General features: G+C 47.5%; 23 protein-coding genes. 22 read left to right on the top strand and 1 reads right to left on the bottom strand.

Features of this window, described 5'->3' with window-relative positions; translation table 11 throughout:
• The first annotated feature begins 56 nt into the window (after window positions 1–56).
• From ASD24_RS08010 to ASD24_RS08090, 19 genes are all read left to right on the top strand, one after another.
• Window positions 57–257: a hypothetical protein gene (locus tag ASD24_RS08010; protein WP_056694172.1), complete on the top strand. Its 201-nt coding sequence runs from the start codon at window positions 57–59 to the stop codon at window positions 255–257.
• Window positions 257–1,720, top strand: coding sequence for a phage tail sheath family protein (locus ASD24_RS08015; RefSeq protein ID WP_056694174.1), 1,464 nt, complete (start codon window positions 257–259; stop codon window positions 1,718–1,720). The genes ASD24_RS08010 and ASD24_RS08015 overlap by 1 nt, the downstream gene beginning before the upstream one ends.
• A gap of 182 nt (window positions 1,721–1,902) precedes the next feature.
• The gene (locus tag ASD24_RS08020; RefSeq protein WP_056694176.1) at window positions 1,903–2,310 is read left to right on the top strand and encodes a phage tail tube protein; all 408 of its coding nucleotides are present in this window, start codon (window positions 1,903–1,905) and stop codon (window positions 2,308–2,310) included.
• Window positions 2,311–2,520: 210 nt separating this feature from the next.
• Complete coding sequence (locus ASD24_RS08025) at window positions 2,521–2,955, top strand: phage tail assembly chaperone (RefSeq protein ID WP_056694180.1); 435 nt, start codon at window positions 2,521–2,523, stop codon at window positions 2,953–2,955.
• Between the two features lie 35 nt (window positions 2,956–2,990).
• Window positions 2,991–3,113 carry a hypothetical protein gene (locus ASD24_RS31290; RefSeq protein ID WP_268795315.1) on the top strand — a complete coding sequence of 41 codons (123 nt, stop codon included), beginning with the start codon at window positions 2,991–2,993 and terminating at the stop codon, window positions 3,111–3,113.
• Window positions 3,114–3,152: 39 nt separating this feature from the next.
• The gene (locus ASD24_RS08030; RefSeq protein ID WP_056694183.1) at window positions 3,153–4,877 is read left to right on the top strand and encodes a glycine zipper family protein; all 1,725 of its coding nucleotides are present in this window, start codon (window positions 3,153–3,155) and stop codon (window positions 4,875–4,877) included.
• 54 nt (window positions 4,878–4,931) lie between these two features.
• Entirely contained in the window at window positions 4,932–5,567 is a 636-nt protein-coding gene (locus tag ASD24_RS08035; protein ID WP_056694415.1) for a LysM peptidoglycan-binding domain-containing protein, read from the top strand.
• Window positions 5,564–6,547 (top strand): XkdQ/YqbQ family protein, encoded by a 984-nt coding sequence (locus ASD24_RS08040; protein WP_056694187.1) that lies wholly within the window; start codon window positions 5,564–5,566, stop codon window positions 6,545–6,547. Before ASD24_RS08035 ends, ASD24_RS08040 begins: the two co-directional genes overlap by 4 nt.
• A gap of 31 nt (window positions 6,548–6,578) precedes the next feature.
• On the top strand, window positions 6,579–6,950 hold the full coding sequence (locus ASD24_RS08045) for a hypothetical protein (RefSeq protein ID WP_056694417.1): 372 nt from the start codon (window positions 6,579–6,581) through the stop codon (window positions 6,948–6,950).
• Window positions 6,943–7,398, top strand: a complete 456-nt coding sequence (locus tag ASD24_RS08050) for a DUF2634 domain-containing protein (RefSeq protein ID WP_056694190.1) — start codon at window positions 6,943–6,945, stop codon at window positions 7,396–7,398. Before ASD24_RS08045 ends, ASD24_RS08050 begins: the two co-directional genes overlap by 8 nt.
• A 4-nt stretch (window positions 7,399–7,402) precedes the next feature.
• A complete protein-coding gene (locus ASD24_RS08055; protein WP_056694193.1) occupies window positions 7,403–8,542 on the top strand; it encodes a baseplate J/gp47 family protein in 1,140 nt (379 codons plus the stop codon).
• A gap of 125 nt (window positions 8,543–8,667) precedes the next feature.
• Entirely contained in the window at window positions 8,668–9,258 is a 591-nt protein-coding gene (locus tag ASD24_RS08060; protein ID WP_056694197.1) for a putative phage tail protein, read from the top strand.
• Window positions 9,258–9,779, top strand: coding sequence for a pyocin knob domain-containing protein (locus tag ASD24_RS08065; protein WP_056694199.1), 522 nt, complete (start codon window positions 9,258–9,260; stop codon window positions 9,777–9,779). Before ASD24_RS08060 ends, ASD24_RS08065 begins: the two co-directional genes overlap by 1 nt.
• Window positions 9,780–10,085 (top strand): hypothetical protein, encoded by a 306-nt coding sequence (locus ASD24_RS08070; protein WP_056694201.1) that lies wholly within the window; start codon window positions 9,780–9,782, stop codon window positions 10,083–10,085.
• Window positions 10,085–10,519 (top strand): hypothetical protein, encoded by a 435-nt coding sequence (locus ASD24_RS08075; protein WP_056694203.1) that lies wholly within the window; start codon window positions 10,085–10,087, stop codon window positions 10,517–10,519. Before ASD24_RS08070 ends, ASD24_RS08075 begins: the two co-directional genes overlap by 1 nt.
• A gap of 13 nt (window positions 10,520–10,532) precedes the next feature.
• The gene (locus ASD24_RS08080) at window positions 10,533–10,820 is read left to right on the top strand and encodes a hypothetical protein (protein WP_056694205.1); all 288 of its coding nucleotides are present in this window, start codon (window positions 10,533–10,535) and stop codon (window positions 10,818–10,820) included.
• A 47-nt stretch (window positions 10,821–10,867) separates the two neighbouring features.
• Window positions 10,868–10,999, top strand: a complete 132-nt coding sequence (locus ASD24_RS31295) for a CD1375 family protein (RefSeq protein ID WP_268795313.1) — start codon at window positions 10,868–10,870, stop codon at window positions 10,997–10,999.
• A gap of 79 nt (window positions 11,000–11,078) precedes the next feature.
• Window positions 11,079–11,564, top strand: a complete 486-nt coding sequence (locus ASD24_RS08085; protein ID WP_200956141.1) for a phage holin family protein — start codon at window positions 11,079–11,081, stop codon at window positions 11,562–11,564.
• Window positions 11,565–12,026: 462 nt separating this feature from the next.
• Window positions 12,027–12,971: a glycoside hydrolase family 25 protein gene (locus ASD24_RS08090; RefSeq protein WP_056694208.1), complete on the top strand. Its 945-nt coding sequence runs from the start codon at window positions 12,027–12,029 to the stop codon at window positions 12,969–12,971.
• Between the two features lie 245 nt (window positions 12,972–13,216).
• On the opposite strand, the gene ASD24_RS30950 is transcribed toward ASD24_RS08090, so the two are convergent.
• Complete coding sequence (locus ASD24_RS30950; RefSeq protein ID WP_156395378.1) at window positions 13,217–13,492, bottom strand: YcxB family protein; 276 nt, start codon at window positions 13,490–13,492, stop codon at window positions 13,217–13,219.
• Between the two features lie 1,009 nt (window positions 13,493–14,501).
• Here ASD24_RS30950 and ASD24_RS08100 point away from each other — a divergent pair.
• The 3 genes from ASD24_RS08100 to nikC all read left to right on the top strand — a co-directional run bounded on the left by ASD24_RS08100 (window position 14,502) and on the right by nikC (window position 18,572).
• The gene (locus ASD24_RS08100) at window positions 14,502–16,151 is read left to right on the top strand and encodes an ABC transporter substrate-binding protein (protein WP_056694419.1); all 1,650 of its coding nucleotides are present in this window, start codon (window positions 14,502–14,504) and stop codon (window positions 16,149–16,151) included.
• 205 nt (window positions 16,152–16,356) lie between these two features.
• Entirely contained in the window at window positions 16,357–17,361 is a 1,005-nt protein-coding gene (locus ASD24_RS08105; protein ID WP_056694214.1) for an ABC transporter permease, read from the top strand.
• Between the two features lie 311 nt (window positions 17,362–17,672).
• Window positions 17,673–18,572 (top strand): nickel transporter permease, encoded by a 900-nt coding sequence (gene nikC, locus ASD24_RS08110; RefSeq protein WP_056694216.1) that lies wholly within the window; start codon window positions 17,673–17,675, stop codon window positions 18,570–18,572.
• Window positions 18,573–18,712: the final 140 nt, after the last annotated feature.

An 18,712-nucleotide genomic window follows, 5' to 3' on the forward strand; every position in this document is an offset into this window, starting at 1 on the left:
CAATAAATTTATTAATAATGCGTGTTGAACTTATAACCAAATGAGGTGAGATAGCGTTGACAAGCTCAATTGAACATAACCAACAAGGCGATGCGAAGTACACGCAAGCCGAGCTAATCAATCATACAGAAGCCCTCTTTGCCGTTAAGGCTGAGGTGCTGTATGGGGCGCTGAGCGAAGCAACGGCGCAGACGTTTTCCATTGCGGAAGCACAAGAACGAATCAACCAATTTATGAAAGCGAAGGTGAAGGGCTAATGGCAGGCGGAACATGGGAGCAGACGAATCGTCCGGTACTTCCGGGCTTATATATGAATTTTCAGGCGGCAGCAGCATCGTCCATTCAGGCAGGAAATCGTGGAACTGTTGTAGTACCAGTGAAGGCAAACTGGGGGCCGGCGGGGACTTTTGTAGAAGTGGGCAGCGAATCAGCGATTGAACGGATTTTCTCAGCGGGTGCACGGGACAATGGGACAGCATATACTTCCCTGAAGCTTGCGCTACTCGGTGGACCGAAGAAGCTGTTAGCCTATCGGGTCGTGGGGGAAACGGCGAAGGCGGGAAGTCTTACGCTCAAGGATCGGAACGACGAAGATGTGCTGCGATTGGATGCCAAGTATGTAGGGGATCGGAGTAACGATTTCTACGTCACGATTCAACCTGGCATCATCGATAATACGAAGCATGAAGTGCGCCTTTTCGAAGGCAATCGCATGTTGTACGCGTTGGTGACAGCAGATATCACAGGTGCAGCTCTGGCAGAACAGATCAATGCGGATGAGAACAACGTATGGGTAACAGCAGTAGCGATTGGAGATGGTACGGGCGAGGTTGCCACCGTTGCAGGTGCATCATTCAAAGGCGGTTTGAGCGGTAACGACAGTCTGACCAATGCGGATTACATTGCCGTACAAGAGGCGCTCGAGGGTGAACAATTCGATGTATTGGCTCTGGATCAAGCCGCGGATGCCCCTCTGCTTGCAAGCTTTGGCGCATGGATCAAGCGTGTACGTAATGAGGGTAAACCGGTTATTGCTGTATTTGGCGGTTCCGCAGCAGATGATACATCGGCGAATGCCGCTCAGAAGGCATCGGCTCGTTCAGCGCAGTTGAACCATGAGGGTGTCGTTAACGTGGGTACGGGGGTGCGTTTGGGAGACACCTTCTATAGCTCGGCTGAGACATCTGCGTATGTTGCAGGTCTGATCGCAGGTCAGCGTTTGAACGAATCGACCACGTATGCATCAACTCCGTTCGATGATGTAACACGTCGCTGGACACGGGCTGAACAGGAGCAGGCTGTGCAGAATGGTGTGTTTATTTTCTTCCACGATGGTCGTCAGGTTAAAGCACTACGTGGTGTGAATACGCTAGTTGCACCCGTGGCTGGACAGAATAATGCATGGAAAAAAATCCGTTCCATTCGTGTGATGGATGCCATTAACGTAGACCTGCAGCGTTCTGCGGAGGACACGTACATCGGTAAAGTGAATAATACGGAGGAAGGTCGCCAGGCATTGATTGGGGCGATGAAAGCCTATCTAGCCTTGCTCGCGCAGAGCAACGTGATTGAGGCATCAGGATACGATGTGCTTCTCGATCCTGCATATTATGGAACGGCTCCAATTCTGAAGCCGGAAGCAGATCAGGTGTACTTGCAGTGGAATGTGAAGCTGACGGATGTAATGGAGCAATTATTCGGCACTTTTTATGTGCAATAAGATTTGTTAGGAAGGCAATTTCTAGTTTGTGTATAGAGTGTGCTGTTTCAAGATAAATGAGTTTAGCCGGATGTGGAAGTAAGCGAATGAGGCAAAGTTCAATTATATCCATAAATAAAAATATGTGAACGGATATGGTTCACGCGAATCGATACGTTCAATGATCCCAAGGAGGAATATTCATGTTAGATGCATCACGAGTTATTCTCGGTACCCACGGTCAGCTGCATATTGATGGTACGTGGCAGACCAATATTAACAAGCTGGAAGCGAGTGTAGAGATTGAGAAGCGTGAGTTGAATCTGGTCGGGAACGACTGGAAGGTGCACAAGAATGGAGCAAAAAAAGGAACAGGTACGATGACAGGGTACAAAGTTACCTCGGATATGATTACACGTGGATTCACAAAGTTCCAGATTATCTCCAAGCTGGATGATCCAGAGTCCTATGGACATGAGAGCGTACTGCTGAAAGGCTGCATGGTGGACAAAATCCAACTTGCCAACTGGACAGCCGGCGAAGAAGTGCCGGAGGAAACGGGTTTTACCTTTGAGGGATTTGAGTTGCTCAATCCAATTGTAGCGAACTAAGATTCGTAGGTTAGCAAGACGAAGGACGATAAAGGAATAGGTAAAGCAAGGCATCAGCAAGGATAAGGCAAAAATACAGCAAAGTAAAAGCAAGGGTAAGGCAGAGAAAAGAAGCAAGCAGGCTGAGGGGGACCCGGTCTGCTTCTTATGTTTGTGCAGATTTTTTGTGATGCTAGTACATTTTAGGAAGATAAAAGGAGACATGCCTCGATGAGTATGAATGAAAAGCTGTCAGAAGAGCAAATTTTGGACCAGCTATTCGAAGCGGCAGAGCGATTGCCAGAGGAAAATGTGCGCATTCAGCGGTTGGATCTGCTGCTTACGTTGCGTGGATTGACATCCTCCAAAGTCGATCAAATACGTGAACGCTGTACAGTTCGCAAAACGGTCAAGGGTCGCACCGAAGAAAAGGTGGACACTGAAACGTTCAATGCGCTGCTTATCTCCGAAGCGACCGTGAAGTTGCAAGTACGCAGCCTGGAATTATCTGGCTGGGGCGACAGCCGTATTACTGGGCGCATGAAGTTGTCTGGTGGGGAACAAGCGGTTCGCCGGATGCTGCTTGCTGGTGAGCTGGATGCGGTGGGTGACAAAGTGCTGGAGCTATCCGGGTTCGGCGTGGAGATTGAAGACCTAAAAAACTAATTCACTCCGGCGGGATGACAACGTTCCTCTATCACATGTGGGTGCGTCATCATCTAAGACCCGGAGAGTTCTGGTCTCTACCCCGAGGCGAACGCTCGTTGTTGCTTGCTTTCTCGGAAGAGGAAATGGATGCAATTACGAAGCAAAACAATCGGTAAGGTAGAGGAATCCATATTGAATGACAGGAGGTGAAAGAGATGGCTGAAATGATTGTAGGTCTAAGTAAGTCCAATGCAGAGATGCGGACAACCCTTCGTTATCTGGATCAGATTCAGCGTTCAACCGAACGGCTTGGCAGAGTGCGATATCAGAGTCTAATCAAGACAAATAACGAGCTGCGAACGACCGGGCGCAGGCTGGAGCATGTGTACAGTACCGCAATTCGATTAAGTAGATTGCGCATCACTCCAACGATTGGGCTAAACGATCAGCTAAGTCCTGCTTTGGATCGGGTATTGGCGAAGCTGAACCGAGTTCAGGGACAGATGGTTAAGGCATCGGGAACGGTGTCTGTCGAGGTGCGCCAGAAGGTTGAAGTGGCGATGGGTAAGATGAATCCGGCGAGCGGATCTTCAATGTCAGTTACTATTGGAAGTCATAATACTACAGTCAATAATTTGGCTAAAGAAGAAGAAAAAAATGGGTTTGAGAAAGGATGGGAATTAACAACCAGTATCTTGGATGCTGCTAATAATTTGACCGATTTATTCGGAAAAGGTAAGGGAGCTTGGGATAAAAAGTTTAAAAAAGATAAGAGCCCCAAAGGTAAAAGTCAAACCCGTACTACTTCTAGAACTGGAAACGCCAATCCGACAAGTGTACCTTCCCGAAAAGTGTCAGGAGGACGTCGCGGTAGAAGCTACCAAAACTCTACTCCAGCACCCGCTCCAACTAGTCCTAAAATTCATAAAGACGTATCACCGAAAGGGATTCGCGAAGCTCTGTCTACTAACAAGCTTTATAAAATGATGCGAGGTGGAGGAAAATCCGGTTTTAGCTCAGGCATCCTGTCAGGTTCACCTATGGGCATGCCCAATCTGTTATCGGGTAACGGCATGTTTAGTAAATTAAGCGGTGGTTTAGCGAAAGGAGCAGGCAAACTGCTCGGACCGATCAGCATGCTGGCAGATGTGGCGAATGTGGCTTCCGCTCCAGCTGGAGAGCGTGGCCGAGCCGTAGGCTCCATGATTGGCGGGACAGCGGGCACCGCAATTGGCAGTGCCATTGGAAGTGTGATTTTACCTGGGATTGGCACGTATGTGGGCGGTGCAATTGGCGGCTGGGCAGGAAGTGCTGCGGGCGAATGGATTGGCGGTAAAGCGAAGGATATTGGCAATTTCATGTCGAGCGCAACCGAGAGCGTGGGCAATGCTGTATCTGGTGCGGTAGATTATGTCGCTGAGAAAACGAAAAATATCACGAGCGGCATCTCCAATTTCTTCGGGTTTGGCTCGAAGGAAGAAGAGAAGGTTCCGCCTGCACCTGTGCCTCCAGCCCCTTCAGTGCAACCTGCAATAGCTCCGCCTTATATTCCTTCCGGGCTCTTGACCACAGGCCCGTTGGCGTATATGACATCGATGGGAGTTCAACCCACTTCGGCGGCATTTCAAGGTTCGAGCATGATGCAACTGCAGGCAATGAATGCGGGCAATGGATCACAGTCCACAGCGGGAACTAATGGCAAATCATCCCCAATGACCGTACAGATCTCGGAAGATCAGATGAGTAGTTTGTCGAGTTACCTCAAGGATTTCAAGACGGAGACCACAAACCAGATTGCTGTAAATGTTCCTGTAGGTGCAGTGCAAGTTACCGTTCGCGAGAATGCTATTGACTACGATGGACTTGCCCGACAAGTCGGACAGCGTGTGGTAAGTGAGGTACGACGCGCGATGGAGAACCGCAAAACGATCATGGCCTAGGATGAAAGGAGGTCAGGTATGAGTGTAATTGAAGACCGAGTGAAAGGGCTGGAGATGGAGTTTACGTTAAAAGACGGAACGACATCATTTCAATTCCCTGTAAATCCGGAAGAACTGAATATTTCCCGTACCAAAGGGTATGAGACGATTCAGATGCTGGAGCATGGCGAGTTTGATTTTGCACAGGGAGAGAGGGTGAAGGAGATCACCTTCTCTTCTTTTTTCCCAAAAGAATACGATGCATCCTACTGCACGTATGCAGATATCCCTGATCCACGTGTAGCGATGAACATATTAAACACGTTTCTGGTATCGAAGAAGCCGCTGCGCTTCATTATTACGAACACAGGTGTGAATGTGCCTGTCTATCTCGTGTCTCACAATACGACCTTCCGGGGTGGGGAGAGTGGGGATATTTATTTTGATCTCACCATGCGTACTTGGCGGGACTCGAAAGTAGAGAAGATGAGTGCGAAGACAGCAGGCCAGGCAGGCAAGACGAATACTCGCACAGATCTGAAAAAAACAAACAAGACGTACATCGTTAAATCTGGGGATTCGCTGTCCAAAATAGCTAAGCTGGAGCTTGGGAGCAGTTCCAAATGGAACGAGATCTACAAGCTCAATACCAAGACCATCGGCAGTGATCCGAACCGGATCAAGCCGGGACAGAAGCTGGTGATGCCGTGACATATCAAGTCATTATTGATGATCAATATGACGTGACCAAACTGGTGGAGACGATTACGCTGAAGGATTCGCTCGAACAGATTGCCTATCAGGCCAACATCCGGCTGGCGGTGTCTGCATCTTCGGGTCTGCCTTCGATATCTCCGGGGATGCCGGTGCGGATCAGTGGGGTTCCTTTTGGCGAAAAGTCGAAGGTTTCTTTAGTGCATCCTGCTGTCATCTGGGAGGTCGAAAGCTCCAATAGTGGCACGAAGCGATTGTTTCTTACGGTGTACGACCGAATGATCTATTTGGAGAAGTCAGAGGACGAGTTCCTGTTACCGAAGGATCAGACCGCGACGCAGCGGCTCAAAACGTACGCTAAGGAATGGAAAATTCCCTGTGCTACGCTGCCAGATACGAAAACCAAGCTCGGTAAGGCGGTGTATCGGGCGCAGACGATTTTCTCGATGATGTTTGCCGATCTGAAGGAAACTGCGAAGTCAGGTGGAGACATGTATCATCCTCGAATGACTCCTGGCGGGTTGCAGCTCTATAAGGTGGGCAGTAACACGAAGGTGCACGAGCTGGATCGGCTCATCGATCTGACTCAGATGCGGACACTCGAAGGCGCTGTTACAAAGGTGAAAGTCATGGCGGCTTCAGAGTCGGGGAGCGGGAAAGAGGCTCCCTCCAAAGTGCTCGCCATTGAGCAGGACGGTGTAGCTGAACTCGGTACATTGCAAAAGCTGGTCGAAGACGATCAGGTGAAAACAGCGGCTGCCGCCAAAAAACTGGCGAAGAGTCGTCTGGCTGGGATTCAGGAGACGTTTACCGTAACTGCCCCAGATATCAATACCATTCGTGCCGGGGATGCCGTGTTATTGAAAGGGCTGAAGCTAATCGTCATGTCGGTGAGCCGAGATCTATCTGGAGCTGGAACGATGACGTTGGAACTAGCTACGGCGGAGATGGTGAGAAGGAGGGTTTACCTTGAATAACGATGATCCATATGGACAGTTTGCCGATGTGATGCGTGGTGCGATGAGCAATCATTCTCGTCAAGCCGTTAGTGGAATGGGTGCTGTGTTGGGCACGGTGACGTCATCGGGTGTGAAGCTGGATGATTTCAAGCATGAGGTGCAGGATTATCTTGTTGCTGAGTTTCCCGGAACATTGACGCTGCCAGAGCGTGAGGTTGTTGGCGCAATCTCAGGAATCGGTGATGTGGCGAATGGCGGGACGACGAGCGTAGGACGGTTTCTTTTGCAGGAGAGTGAAGTAGATGAAGCCAATTGGTCGCTGGGAAAAGGCTTGAAACCTGGGGATCGTGTACTTGCCATGCGCGTGAATAGCGGAAACGACATTGTAGTGCTGTGTAAGGTGGTGAGTGCGAATGCCTAGTCTGTTTCCTGATCGAGGTGTGGTCTGGGGCGATGAGGAGGATCTGTCAGGTTTGGCTTCGGAAGAGGTGACCTTTGGACGAAGCTGGCGATTCGACTATGATACGGGGGATTTTGTGCTGACTCCGAGTGGGAAGGTCGCTGTGGCAGATGCTCATGAGGCCTGGGTTCAGTGGTGCATCAAAGCGGTCAAAACACCGCGGTACCGGCATGTGATCTATTCGCGGAACTATGGCTCCGAGCTTGAGGATCTGATCGGGCAGGGGGATCGCCGGGGGGTGATGGAAAGTGAGATCGCTCGTATGGTGAGTGAGACGTTGCTGGCAGATCCGCGCACCGAATCGGTAGATCAGTTCACATTCAACTGGAACCTTGAGCAATGTATGTTTTCTTGCCGGGTGGCGAGTGTGCAGGAAGAGATGTTTATTTTGGAAAGTGAGGTGATCTGACGGGATGGTTGAGATGCCGCGTTATTTGGAAGATCAGACCGAGGAACAGATTATGCAGCGCATGCTGGATCGGTTGCCCGCGGATCTGGATAATTCAGAGGGTTCTTTCTTGTGGGATGCAGAGGCTCCGGTAGCGTTCATGTTATCTGAAGCCGCGCTCTGGGCACAGGAATTATTACGGCGTGGATTCGCAAGTACCGCTGCGAGCAGTGATCCGAATTTCCGTTCGGAGGAGCTGGATTTACGTACTGGGGAGCATGGCATTGTTCGGCGGGCTGCAGTGGTGGCACAAGGTGTAGTGAGATTCGTAGGTACGCCGGGGAAGGTGGTGCCAGCAGGCACCGTAGTTGCAACACTCGCGGATGAAGTATCGGGCGAAGCCTCGCTAGAATATGAAACGGTTGGCCGTATGGAGCTAGGTGAGGATGGTTCTGGCATGGTCGGTGTACGAGCACTCGTTGCGGGAAAAGAAAGCAATGTGCCAGCAGGCACGGTAACCGTGCTGTCTACACCGATGAGCGGCGTGACTTCGGTCACGAACATGGATGTGATCAAGGGCGGTGCGGATATTGAAGCAGATACCGCTTTGCTAGAACGTTTCTATGCCAAAGTCCGCAATCAGGGAACCAGTGGTAACAAAGCTCAATATGTACAGTGGGCAAGCGAAGTTCCGGGCGTTGGAGCGACGCGTGTTATTCCGCTCTGGCAGGGGCCGGGCAGTGTGGGGTTGTATTTGCTGGATATAGATAAACGAGCTGCCGGAAGTGATCTGGTGGCGGCCGTGCAGAAGTACGTAGACCCAACACAGGATGGACAAGGTGAAGGCGTTGCACCCGCGGGGCCTGTGGTCACCGTCATGCCGGCAGAGGAAGTGCCGATGAACATTCAGGTGAAGCTGACACTGGCGAGTGATGCCACACTAGCCGATGTGCGGGAGTTAATCGAACGCGGGGTGACCGCGTATCTGAAGCAGCTTGCTTTTGCCGATCCGCTCGTACGCTACACACGTATTGCTGCCATCCTACTCGACATTCCGCCGATCATCGACTATTCGGAGCTTACCGTGAATGGTGTGAGTGACCAGAATATCGAGATGACAGCAAGTCAGGTGGCGGTGTTAGGAACGGTGGATGTGCATGAATAGTGTAGGTGTAGAGGTAAGGAGTGCTGTAGAAAGGGTCAATGAGGATAAATTCGTTGGGGCTCTGAGGTTAGAACGGCCGATTAAGAAGCTTTCCTTTGATGTAAAAAGAAAGGGGGACGCAGAACATGAGTGTTCCTTCTGCTGTAAATGCTGGACTGACGAGTGAAAAGGGGAGAGAAATGTTCTCCTTCTTACCTCAGTATTATGAGACTTCGCGGGTGATGCAAGCCGATATGCATTCCAAAGGTACCGAGATGGATTCCTTATATCAGGCATTGGATGAGACGTTGGATCAATTTTTTGTCCGTACCGCGACATGGGGATTAGGCTACTGGGAGCAGGAGCTGGGCATTGAGACAGACCGTCTCAAACCTGTGGAACAACGGCGTGCTGTCGTCGAGTCCAAGCTACGAGGAGCTGGGAAGTTCTCTGGCAGGCTTGTTGCCAACGTGGCTGAAGCATATGTCGGAGGTAAGGTGGATGTCTCTTTTCAGCCGGAAGCATGGAGCTTTACCGTGAGTTTTGTGGATACGATGGGCATTCCGCCCAATATCGACGATCTCAAATGGGCAATTGATGATTTGAAGCCAGCGCATATGGCTGTGGAGTACGAGTATCACCATCTGATCTGGAACGATCTGGACAAGAAACAGATTACCTGGGATGAACTAGACGCCGCGTCCCTGACGTGGAACGAACTGGAGGTATGGGCATAATGCCAAAAGAAACCGATCGACTAAAGTTACCACTGCCCTTGGGGAATGAGAGTGTAACCCGGGAGAGTATTAATGGGATTTTTGAGAAGATTGATGCAGGTGTGGCGACACGTGAGGATTTGGATACGCTCCATGAAGCGGTGAGTGAAGACAGATTAGCGGCTCAAAAATATGTGGATGATAAGTCATGGCAAAGACATAAATTGACGCAGGACACTGGCGTATGTATAAACGTAAGTAATGGAAATGCGAATAATCTAGTCCTTAACGGAGACTATGTTGGACAAAACGTTGCAAACGCACCTATAGCGGCTGTAGGGATATCATGGTGGTACTTTAGGGTAACGGCTTACGCTAACGTATGGGTAAAACAAGAAGCGATTAACATGTTCACAAACACTTACTTGCAGCGTACTGGCTCAGATGCTGGTGGAGGTGTGATATCTTGGGGGGCTTGGTCAAAGGATGTTTTCGCGGAAATATCAGACCTACTCTCGGAAAACTTATGGGGGGTGTTATAGATGACAGTAGTATCGAAAAGGCTAGGTAGAGGCGGACTAACTACATCTAGTGCAGCATTGTATACTGTACCAGCAAACACGACTACAATAATCAAGGCAATCACTATTTGTAACTCAGGCAATACTCCTGTGACATTCGATTTATCATTCCATAGCATCTGGTTTGCTTATGAACACACGATGAAGCCTAACGACACATTAACCATTCCTAATGTAGATCAGATACTTACCGCCGGGGAAGCTATAAGGGGAAAGGCTTCAAACGCCAATGTCACTTACCATATTAGTGGTAAAGAGGTGATATAATGCCAGGGATAGATAACTACTCATTGGATAATTACGGATTGGATGGATCTGAATTTGAGTTCTCGCCAGGTGGATTTTACCTCTATAATGGCACACAATTGTTCAGGTCTTATCAAACGGGCAAAAAAAAACTCATTTCATTTTTGATGATTTTCCCAGGTACGTATAGAGTTGAATTCGAATTAACGGCATGGCGAGGTAATGAAGTTCAAGTTACTTCATATGGACAAATTTATGTAGATGGAGTTCCTTGCGGAATCATCAGATCGTCTAATTCAAACTCGTACACCCTTTTTATCGAAGACATTAAAGTTAACGGTGGAGAAAAAATAGAAATTTGGCAATGGCAAACTGGCGCTAATGGCATTTCCTATGCGGAACTCGCAAATCCTAAAATTCGATGTCAAGAATTAATGATACAAACAGCAGTGTAAAGGAGGAATCGGAATGAATTACGTATTTCAGTTTAATTCTTCAGATGAACGCGACAACCTTATCATAGAGCATGATGATAAATTCTTAATTGAAGAACGGAACATAACAGAAGGAAATTTCTTGGTGTTTTCCGATGAACGACCACAACCACCAATCGTTTACGTTTCAGTCCCAAGTGAAGAATTTGAGAATCTGAAGCAAGAAAGTACGCTTCTGAAAGCTCAGAGTAATGCCCTGTCTGATCGAGCAGACTTTGTCGAAGATGTGATTGCAGAAATGGCTGAACAGGTTTACGGATGATTCGGCGTTTCATTACATGGTTATTTCTGAAAGGAGGTGACACAGATATGATGGCTATGTTCTTCGCACAACGTGTGATCCTGGGCAAAACTGAGTACAAGGTGGTACCCACTACACTGAAACCCGACGTTAAAGAGATTTTGACAGATAGCGGACTTGAATTTTTGATTGTTGAGTAACAAGCGTACCCAAGTGGTGCGCTATTATTATGCCCTCTGGAGTGGTCAAGCGGGCATATTGAAGAAGGGGGGAAGTGAGTTGGAGACAGTAGGTAAATGGCTTGTGGCTGTTTGGAGCACGACAGCCTCATACTTCTTTGGTGGTTGGTCGGGTGTGCTGGGTGTATTGCTGGTATTTGTAGCATTGGATTATATGACAGGATTTGCAGCCGCAGCTATGACAGGTACGCTAAAGAGTAACACGGGGATGTTCGGCATTGCACGTAAGGTATTCATTTTTGCAATGGTATCGGTGGCTCATCTGGTGGACGGTGTTCTGGGAGACGGACATTTGTTCAGGGATGCGGTCGCCTTTTTTTATATCGCGAATGAGCTGTTGTCTATTATTGAAAATGGTGGCAAGCTGGGCGCACCCATTCCGCCTGCGATTCGGCAGGCAATAGAAGTGCTCAAGGGTAAGGGAGGAGCCGGGGATAACCCCGGTAACCTCCCTTTTAAGTCTAATGAATCTCTTGCTCAAACGGATTATGATAGTGACACACACAAGAAAAAAGATAAAAAGTAGTTGCATCTTTACAGTATTCATCTATCGCACAAAAATACAAATCTAATAGCAATTCAAATAGTGTGTTGAATGCAAACCTATAGCAAAACGAATAGGACTAGCCTCGAAGAATATTTTAGATTCATTTAGCTAATAAACTAGGAATAGAGTAGATCCAACAGTTTTATCTATCACTAAAATGATCAACCTTACTCTAAATTAGGAGTCCAAACTCTATGGATAATAGCAAACGAAGAGAGCTCTGTCATTTTAGTGATTTGTACCTAACCACTAAACGTGTTTTGTTTTATAACACACCACACGAACCCTAACCAACCCAGCAACCACCAAACCTAATCCAACAACATTCCTCCTAAACTCCCCAATCTTCCAAACATCAGGACATGCACACAGGCAAGCTACCTTGTCCTGACATCTACTATATACAAACGGCAAACTTGCCGCGTAAAGGGTGTGAGAACCATGCAAAAGAGAACGCCAGGCAACACGCAGGGCATCGACGTCTCCCGTTATCAGGGCACGATTGATTGGGCCAAAGTTAAGGCAAGTGGCATGACATTTGTGTTCATCAAGGCTACGGAGGGACGAACGTATACCGATCCAAATTTTCAGCAAAACGTAGCTGGCGCACTTGCGGCTGGCATGCTGGTGGGAACGTATCATTTTTTCCGCGGAACCTCTACAGAGATCGCCAAAGCCGAAGCGGCGCATTATGCGAACACTTTGCAGAAGGTCGGGGGTGCGAAAGCATTACAATTACCTCCTGTCATGGACTATGAGAATAACCCCGGTAATTTGAGCAGAGCGCAGATGAACACTGTAGCCAAAGCCTTTTTAACCGAATTACAACGTCTTACTGGCATAAAACCAATTATATATACGGGCAATTCATTTGCTGGAAACTTTGATGCCTCGCTCGGAACGTATGATCTATGGATCGCGCGTTACAGCAACACACGGGTGCCGGATGATCAGCCTGCCTGGAAACGTTGGACGTTCTGGCAATATACAGATTCAGGTAAAGTAAGCGGTATTGCGGGCAACGTCGACATGAATGAATTTGAAGGGACGGCAGCGCAGCTACGAGCCAGATATGCACCTGCAACGACACCTCCAAATCCTCCAAAACCGACAGAACCCACGAATCCGCCGAACCCAACCGAACCACCGAAAGGGGGCGAACCGATGACAACTGAAGAGAAAGCAGCGTTTGATGCGTTGAAGGCACAGGTGGAGAGACTACAGGCACGCCAACAAATGGAGGTTCCGGTATGGGCCAAAGCGGCTGTAGAAGCTGCATTAGCCTATGATCCGAAGAACCCATTGTTTAGCATCGATAATGGAGCGAGTTACGACTTTTATCGTTTTATCACGGTCATGCACCGTAGAGGTTTGTTTAAAAAATAATACAGATTTCAAATGAATATACGCATTCTACATGTAAACGTAGGATGACCAAAGCCAAAGACGCCATTCTCTAATGAGATGGCGTCTTTCTTTATGCTTCAATAGCTAATCATTTTACACGGGAACGGAGTGGGGAGAAAAACTGAAGAAGCTGAAGCGTTAGCCCAAAAGCTTTTTGAAAAGAAATCTGGGGACACAGCGACCTTCAAGGCTGTTCTATATCGGAGTTGCAGCGCAACCAATCTTTAGTTCTGTTTCTCCAACAAAGGTACTAAATGCGAATCATAATACTGCTGAAACGCTTCTTTGGTGCGATCATCTTCTAATGCCCTTTTGGATAGAATCATCGCTTGTAAATCAGAAACGTGTAGATAGTAGTGCTTCTCATCCTCCCGTACAACGACAAACTGATCCCATGCCAAGAAATTTTGATTGTTCTTCGTCGTTCGCGTGATGCCTTGCTCATCTAACAACATCGTATTAAGGCCAAGGACGCCATTTAAATTCTGTTTTTTCATCATCCGAACTATGGAGAAGAGTGTTAATTTTTTGTATAAGCTAGGGAAAACGATGATCCATAGTAGAATGATTCCAATAGTTAAAAGTGAAACAGGGGTTTGAAAAATGAGATTTAAAAATAATAATGAAATCGGAAATCCAGAGAGTAAAATATATTTTACCTTACGATGATGCTTCGATTTTGAGATCACATTTTTCTGTAAGTCGATTAGATCCTCGAAGGATAGGTTGAACTGTAGCTTCACAATGAATCGCCTCCATTCATATCTTCTAAATTGTAACGTATTTCAGTAAAAATGGAAAAATAAAGCTTTTATCTTGGGATACATAACTCGCATCAATCTAGTAATTCGAACGAAATAAGAAGTGGTCAGTAGGGGATGCCAAGTGATTTTTTGTCGATCTATGTTTTATTTTTGTGCTTTATGTAACTTTAAATAACATATATCATAAAGTTGATGATCGTTGTATGTAAATCTCTTGTCTAAATGATTAATGTGATGTAAAGTAAGTTACACAAAATGGTTTTTTGCCACAGTTTATGAGCATAATCCTCCCATCATGACAAGACTATAACACTCAAAGTTATTGTAATGTCTCCCTGTTGTATATTCCAACACCCTTGAAAACCACTCCCATGTTAGTTTCTATCTGAAAGATCCCTATGCTAATGAATATATGTGTATACCCAAAACAAGTGACCAAGCTTTACTCTGTTCAATTGACCTTTGTTTAATTGTTCCATTTCTTTCTCTCTCAAAATATCTACTAATCTCCCATCATGACCTATTCAAATATATTAAAGGTATCATGGGCATGTTAAGCCCTTAATAGATACAGATAGTATGTGATGCACGCCTGCAACGGTTTCTTGGATCAGCATTTTGCTCGTAACAATCTTGGAAGCATGTTGACTGATCGTGTATCCACTATCCATCCATCGGGATCATTGTTTTGGCACGCCAGCATCACACACATTTTGAGACAGGGAAGGGTGTTGTACGTATGCGAATGAGAAAAAAATGGTTGTCCGGTTTGATGGTTATGGCAATGAGTACGGTCTTGGCTCTATCGGGTTGCTCTAGCCAGGAGGGGACGAACACGCCTGCTCCAGCGGAAGGTAACGATCCGCCAACGGAGGAAGTAGCAACGCAGGATACGATGATTATGGGACGGGGTGGAGATTCTGTTGCCCTAGATCCGGCCATTGTAACTGATGGTGAATCCCTCAAGATTGGACATCAGGTGTTCGATTCATTGCTTGATTACAAGGAAGGTGGAACAGAGGTCATCCCTGGACTTGCGGAGAGCTGGGAGATTTCAGCGGATGGACTTAAGTACGAGTTCAAGCTAAAGTCTGGTGTGAAATTCCATGATGGTACTGACTTAAACGCCGAGGCTGTTGCATTCAACTTCAATCGTTGGAGTGATCCTGCGAGTGAATATAAATTCGAAGGGGACTCCTTCGATTATTACGATTCCATGTTTGGCCCAGAGGATGGACGCGTGATTAAGGAAGTGAAGGCGATTGACGAGACTACGGTGGAGTTCACATTGAACCAACCACAAGCGCCTTTCCTGCAAAATATCGCGATGACGCCATTCGGCATTGCCAGCCCAACCGCCATTCAGGAGAAGAAGGGAAACTTCAAAACCGATCCTGTAGGCACCGGTCCATTTGTATTCAAAGAGTGGAAGCGCAACGACTCCATTACACTGGAGAAAAATCCAACCTACTGGAAAGAAGGATTGCCGAAGCTGAACAAAGTTATTGTTCGCTCCATTCCAGATAATACGGCTCGTTTCAATGCCTTGCAGAACGGCGAAATTGACGTGATGGAGGATCTGAATCCGGATGATCTGTCGATCCTGGAGTCGAATGCTGACCTGCAAAAGATTGAACGTCCACCATTCAACGTGGCGTATATCGGCTTTAACTTTAAGAAGAAACCTTTTGATGATGTAAAAGTGAGACAGGCGCTGAATCATGCCGTGAACAAACAAGGCATTATTGATGCGTTCTTTGCTGGACAAGCTCAGCCTGCGGTGAATCCGATGCCACCAACATTATGGGGATACAACGATAGTATTGAGGATTACCCGTATGACTTGGAGAAAGCCAAAGCATTGCTTGCCGAAGCAGGCTTCCCTGACGGATTGCCAGATCCGGTGACCTTCTATGCGATGCCAGTATCTCGTCCGTACATGCCTGATGGTAGGAAAGTAGCCGAAGCCATCCAAGCCGATTTTGAGAAAATTGGAGTAAAGACAAACATTGAGTCTCCCGAGTGGGCGACGTATCTAGATGATGTCAAAGCCGGGGAGAAGGACGATATCTACATGCTCGGTTGGACAGGAGATAATGGTGACCCCGATAACTTCTTGTACACGTTGCTCGATAAAGATGCAATTCCGGGTAACAACCGTAGCTTCTATGTCAACGAGGAGCTGCATGTGTTGCTGACGGATGCACAGAAGGAGACCGACCAGGATAAACGGGCAGAGTTGTATAAGCAGGCACAGGTCATTATTAAGGAAGATGCACCATGGATTCCGCTTGTGCATACCACGCCAATTCTGGCGGGTAGTGCGAAGTTGAAAGGCTTTGTTCCTTCACCGCTGGGTAGTGAATCCTATGCAGGTGCCTATTTCGAGGAATAGGTAGAGGTTGTTCAAAAAGTTCGCTCTGAACACGCACTTATATTGAGTAAGCTGTAAACTGTGATCCATGTCTGAATTTTTAAAGCGCTGGCGCACACGCAATGCTTAGCAGAACATCATCCGGACGTAATCATCTCGAAGCATACGTGTCCGCTGGCGTTTTTTTTCTACCTAATCGGCTGTTCAAAAGGCGGGTGAATGAGGATTGAATAGTTACATCGTCAAACGAGTATTAGTACTGCTGCCTGTTCTGTTAGGCATGACGTTAATCGTTTTTTCCATCATCCATGCCATTCCCGGTGACCCGGCGGAAACCATTCTGGGACAAAAGGCAACAGAGCAATCCAAACAGGCTCTTCGAGACCAACTTGGCTTGGATAAACCGTGGTTTCAGCAATACTTTGCCTATCTCGGTGATCTGGTCAAAGGCGACTTAGGAACTTCTATCCGATCCAAGGTTCCGATTGCCCAGGAAATAGGACCGTATCTGACGGCAACGTTTGAGTTAACGATGGCTAGTATGTTGTTTGCCATTATCGTTGGTGTCAATGCGGGGATCGTCAGTGCGTGGAAGCATAACTCCTGGTTTGATTACTGCTGCATGGTCATTGCACTGGTTGGGGTTTCGATGCCGATCTTCTGGCTTGGCTTGATGGAGCAATGGCTGTTCGCTAACAAACTGCAGTGGTTGCCATCCATCGGTAGGATGAACCCGCGTGATCCGATTGAAGCGGTAACCGGTCTGTACGTACTGGATACGATGATTGCTGGTCGCTGGGATCAGCTATGGACGGTGACGAAGCACTTGTTGTTACCGAGTATCGCGCTGGGTACGATTCCGATGGCAGTCATTGCACGCATGACCCGTTCCAGTATGCTGGAAGTGATGAGTTCGGATTACATCCGTACTGCAAAAGCCAAAGGTCTGGGTCCCTTTTTTGTCGTGTACGGACATGCGCTGAAAAATGCATTCATTCCCGTACTTACCGTAATCGGCATTCAGACCGGATCGCTCCTCGGGGGAGCGGTGCTGACCGAAACCATCTTTGCATGGCCGGGCGTGGGACGCTATATATATGAAGCAATTAGTTCAAGAGATTATCCGGTGATCCAGAGCGGAATCCTGATCGTTGCTTTTTTCTTCGTGGTCATCAACCTGATTGTGGACTTACTCTACGCCGTATTTGATCCAAGAATCAGCTACAAATAGGAATCCATCATTTGGTTTGATGGATGATTCTTAGATATAAAATATACGAGTTATCTAAATTTCTACATGCGAACGAAGAGGACAGGGAAAACCTGGAGAAGCTTAGCTGCAAGCTTTCTGCAAGAAAGCTACATCGGAAGCATAAACATCGCCTTTATAACGGGATTCCTTCCTTTAGAAAAAAGGATAAAGGGAATCAGGGGATAACAGCGATCGGAAGGTTGCTCTGTCAGCGGAGTGACGTGTAGTAAATGTTGTACATTGAACTCGTATATTTTATATGTCATTCATATCCAAGAAGGGGGTGCCGCATGGCCAAATTATCGACGAATACGGGCGCTTCCGTGGATGTTGCAACCAAATCGACTTCAGGCCCATGGCGGGAGGCTTGGAGAACGTTTCGTAAAAATAGGCTAGCGCTTGCCGGGCTGGTCATCATTGTATTTTTCATCCTAATCGCCTTCATTGCACCTTATATTTCACCTTATGACTACAAAGAGCAGGTTCTCACAGATCGCTTGCAAGCTCCATCGGCCGAGCATTGGTTTGGCACGGATGATCTCGGACGGGATGTGTTCTCCCGCGTGTTGCATGGGGCGAGAATTTCACTGTGGGTCGGCTTCTTCTCCGTCATCGGTTCAATTATTGCTGGTGCATTGTTAGGGCTAATTGCAGGATTTTATGGCAAATGGGTGGATATGCTTATCTCACGTCTGTTTGATATCTTGCTTGCCTTTCCAGGCATTCTCCTCGCGATTGCGATTGTCGCTATTCTGGGGCCGTCTCTGCAAAATGCCCTGCTCGCGATTGCCATCGTCAACATACCGACCTATGGCAGACTGGTGCGGTCGAGGGTACTTAGCTTGAGGCAGGAGGAGTTTGTCACGTCGGCACGTACGCTTGGGGCGGGTAATGCACGAATTCTGTTCCGGCATATTTTGCCCAATAGTCTTACACCTCTGATTGTGCAAGGCACGCTGGGCATCGGTACGGCGATTATTGAAGCGGCTGCGCTCGGATTCTTAGGTATGGGTGCACAGCCACCTGATCCAGAATGGGGAAAAATGTTGTCGGATTCCCGCCAGTTCATCCAAAAAGCACCTTGGACGCTCATTTTCCCGGGTCTTTCCATTATGCTCACGGTGCTCGGTTTTAACTTGCTCGGAGATGGGTTGCGAGATACGCTTGATCCAAAAATGGCGAAAAAGTAAACGTTATATATCCAGTGATCTCTGTCAATTACCTTATGCAGGAGCACATAATTGCTTACAGAAATAGTTCGAATGCTATGTTTAGATCTTTTCATCGATGGCAATAGAAATATAGGTTTGTTGTACCCGTAACCATTGAA

Origin of the sequence: Paenibacillus sp. Root52 (assembly GCF_001426865.1) — a bacterium.
Classification (GTDB): domain Bacteria; phylum Bacillota; class Bacilli; order Paenibacillales; family Paenibacillaceae; genus Paenibacillus.

What these genes read in the sequence shown, in the direction of transcription:
- ASD24_RS08090 (WP_056694208.1), top strand. Translation starts at nt 12,027, where the DNA reads ATGCAAAAGAGAACGCCAGGCAACACGCAGGGCATCGACGTCTCCCGT.
- ASD24_RS08080 (WP_056694205.1), top strand. Translation starts at nt 10,533, where the DNA reads ATGAATTACGTATTTCAGTTTAATTCTTCAGATGAACGCGACAACCTT.
- ASD24_RS08070 (WP_056694201.1), top strand. Translation starts at nt 9,780, where the DNA reads ATGACAGTAGTATCGAAAAGGCTAGGTAGAGGCGGACTAACTACATCT.
- ASD24_RS31295 (WP_268795313.1), top strand. Translation starts at nt 10,868, where the DNA reads ATGATGGCTATGTTCTTCGCACAACGTGTGATCCTGGGCAAAACTGAG.
- ASD24_RS08055 (WP_056694193.1), top strand. Translation starts at nt 7,403, where the DNA reads ATGGTTGAGATGCCGCGTTATTTGGAAGATCAGACCGAGGAACAGATT.
- ASD24_RS08100 (WP_056694419.1), top strand. Translation starts at nt 14,502, where the DNA reads ATGAGAAAAAAATGGTTGTCCGGTTTGATGGTTATGGCAATGAGTACG.
- ASD24_RS08075 (WP_056694203.1), top strand. Translation starts at nt 10,085, where the DNA reads ATGCCAGGGATAGATAACTACTCATTGGATAATTACGGATTGGATGGA.
- ASD24_RS30950 (WP_156395378.1), bottom strand. Translation starts at nt 13,492, where the DNA reads ATGATGAAAAAACAGAATTTAAATGGCGTCCTTGGCCTTAATACGATG.
- ASD24_RS08020 (WP_056694176.1), top strand. Translation starts at nt 1,903, where the DNA reads ATGTTAGATGCATCACGAGTTATTCTCGGTACCCACGGTCAGCTGCAT.
- ASD24_RS08045 (WP_056694417.1), top strand. Translation starts at nt 6,579, where the DNA reads ATGCGTGGTGCGATGAGCAATCATTCTCGTCAAGCCGTTAGTGGAATG.
- nikC (WP_056694216.1), top strand. Translation starts at nt 17,673, where the DNA reads ATGGCCAAATTATCGACGAATACGGGCGCTTCCGTGGATGTTGCAACC.
- ASD24_RS08015 (WP_056694174.1), top strand. Translation starts at nt 257, where the DNA reads ATGGCAGGCGGAACATGGGAGCAGACGAATCGTCCGGTACTTCCGGGC.
- ASD24_RS31290 (WP_268795315.1), top strand. Translation starts at nt 2,991, where the DNA reads ATGTGGGTGCGTCATCATCTAAGACCCGGAGAGTTCTGGTCTCTACCC.
- ASD24_RS08050 (WP_056694190.1), top strand. Translation starts at nt 6,943, where the DNA reads ATGCCTAGTCTGTTTCCTGATCGAGGTGTGGTCTGGGGCGATGAGGAG.
- ASD24_RS08035 (WP_056694415.1), top strand. Translation starts at nt 4,932, where the DNA reads ATGGAGTTTACGTTAAAAGACGGAACGACATCATTTCAATTCCCTGTA.
- ASD24_RS08065 (WP_056694199.1), top strand. Translation starts at nt 9,258, where the DNA reads ATGCCAAAAGAAACCGATCGACTAAAGTTACCACTGCCCTTGGGGAAT.
- ASD24_RS08060 (WP_056694197.1), top strand. Translation starts at nt 8,668, where the DNA reads ATGAGTGTTCCTTCTGCTGTAAATGCTGGACTGACGAGTGAAAAGGGG.
- ASD24_RS08030 (WP_056694183.1), top strand. Translation starts at nt 3,153, where the DNA reads ATGGCTGAAATGATTGTAGGTCTAAGTAAGTCCAATGCAGAGATGCGG.
- ASD24_RS08025 (WP_056694180.1), top strand. Translation starts at nt 2,521, where the DNA reads ATGAGTATGAATGAAAAGCTGTCAGAAGAGCAAATTTTGGACCAGCTA.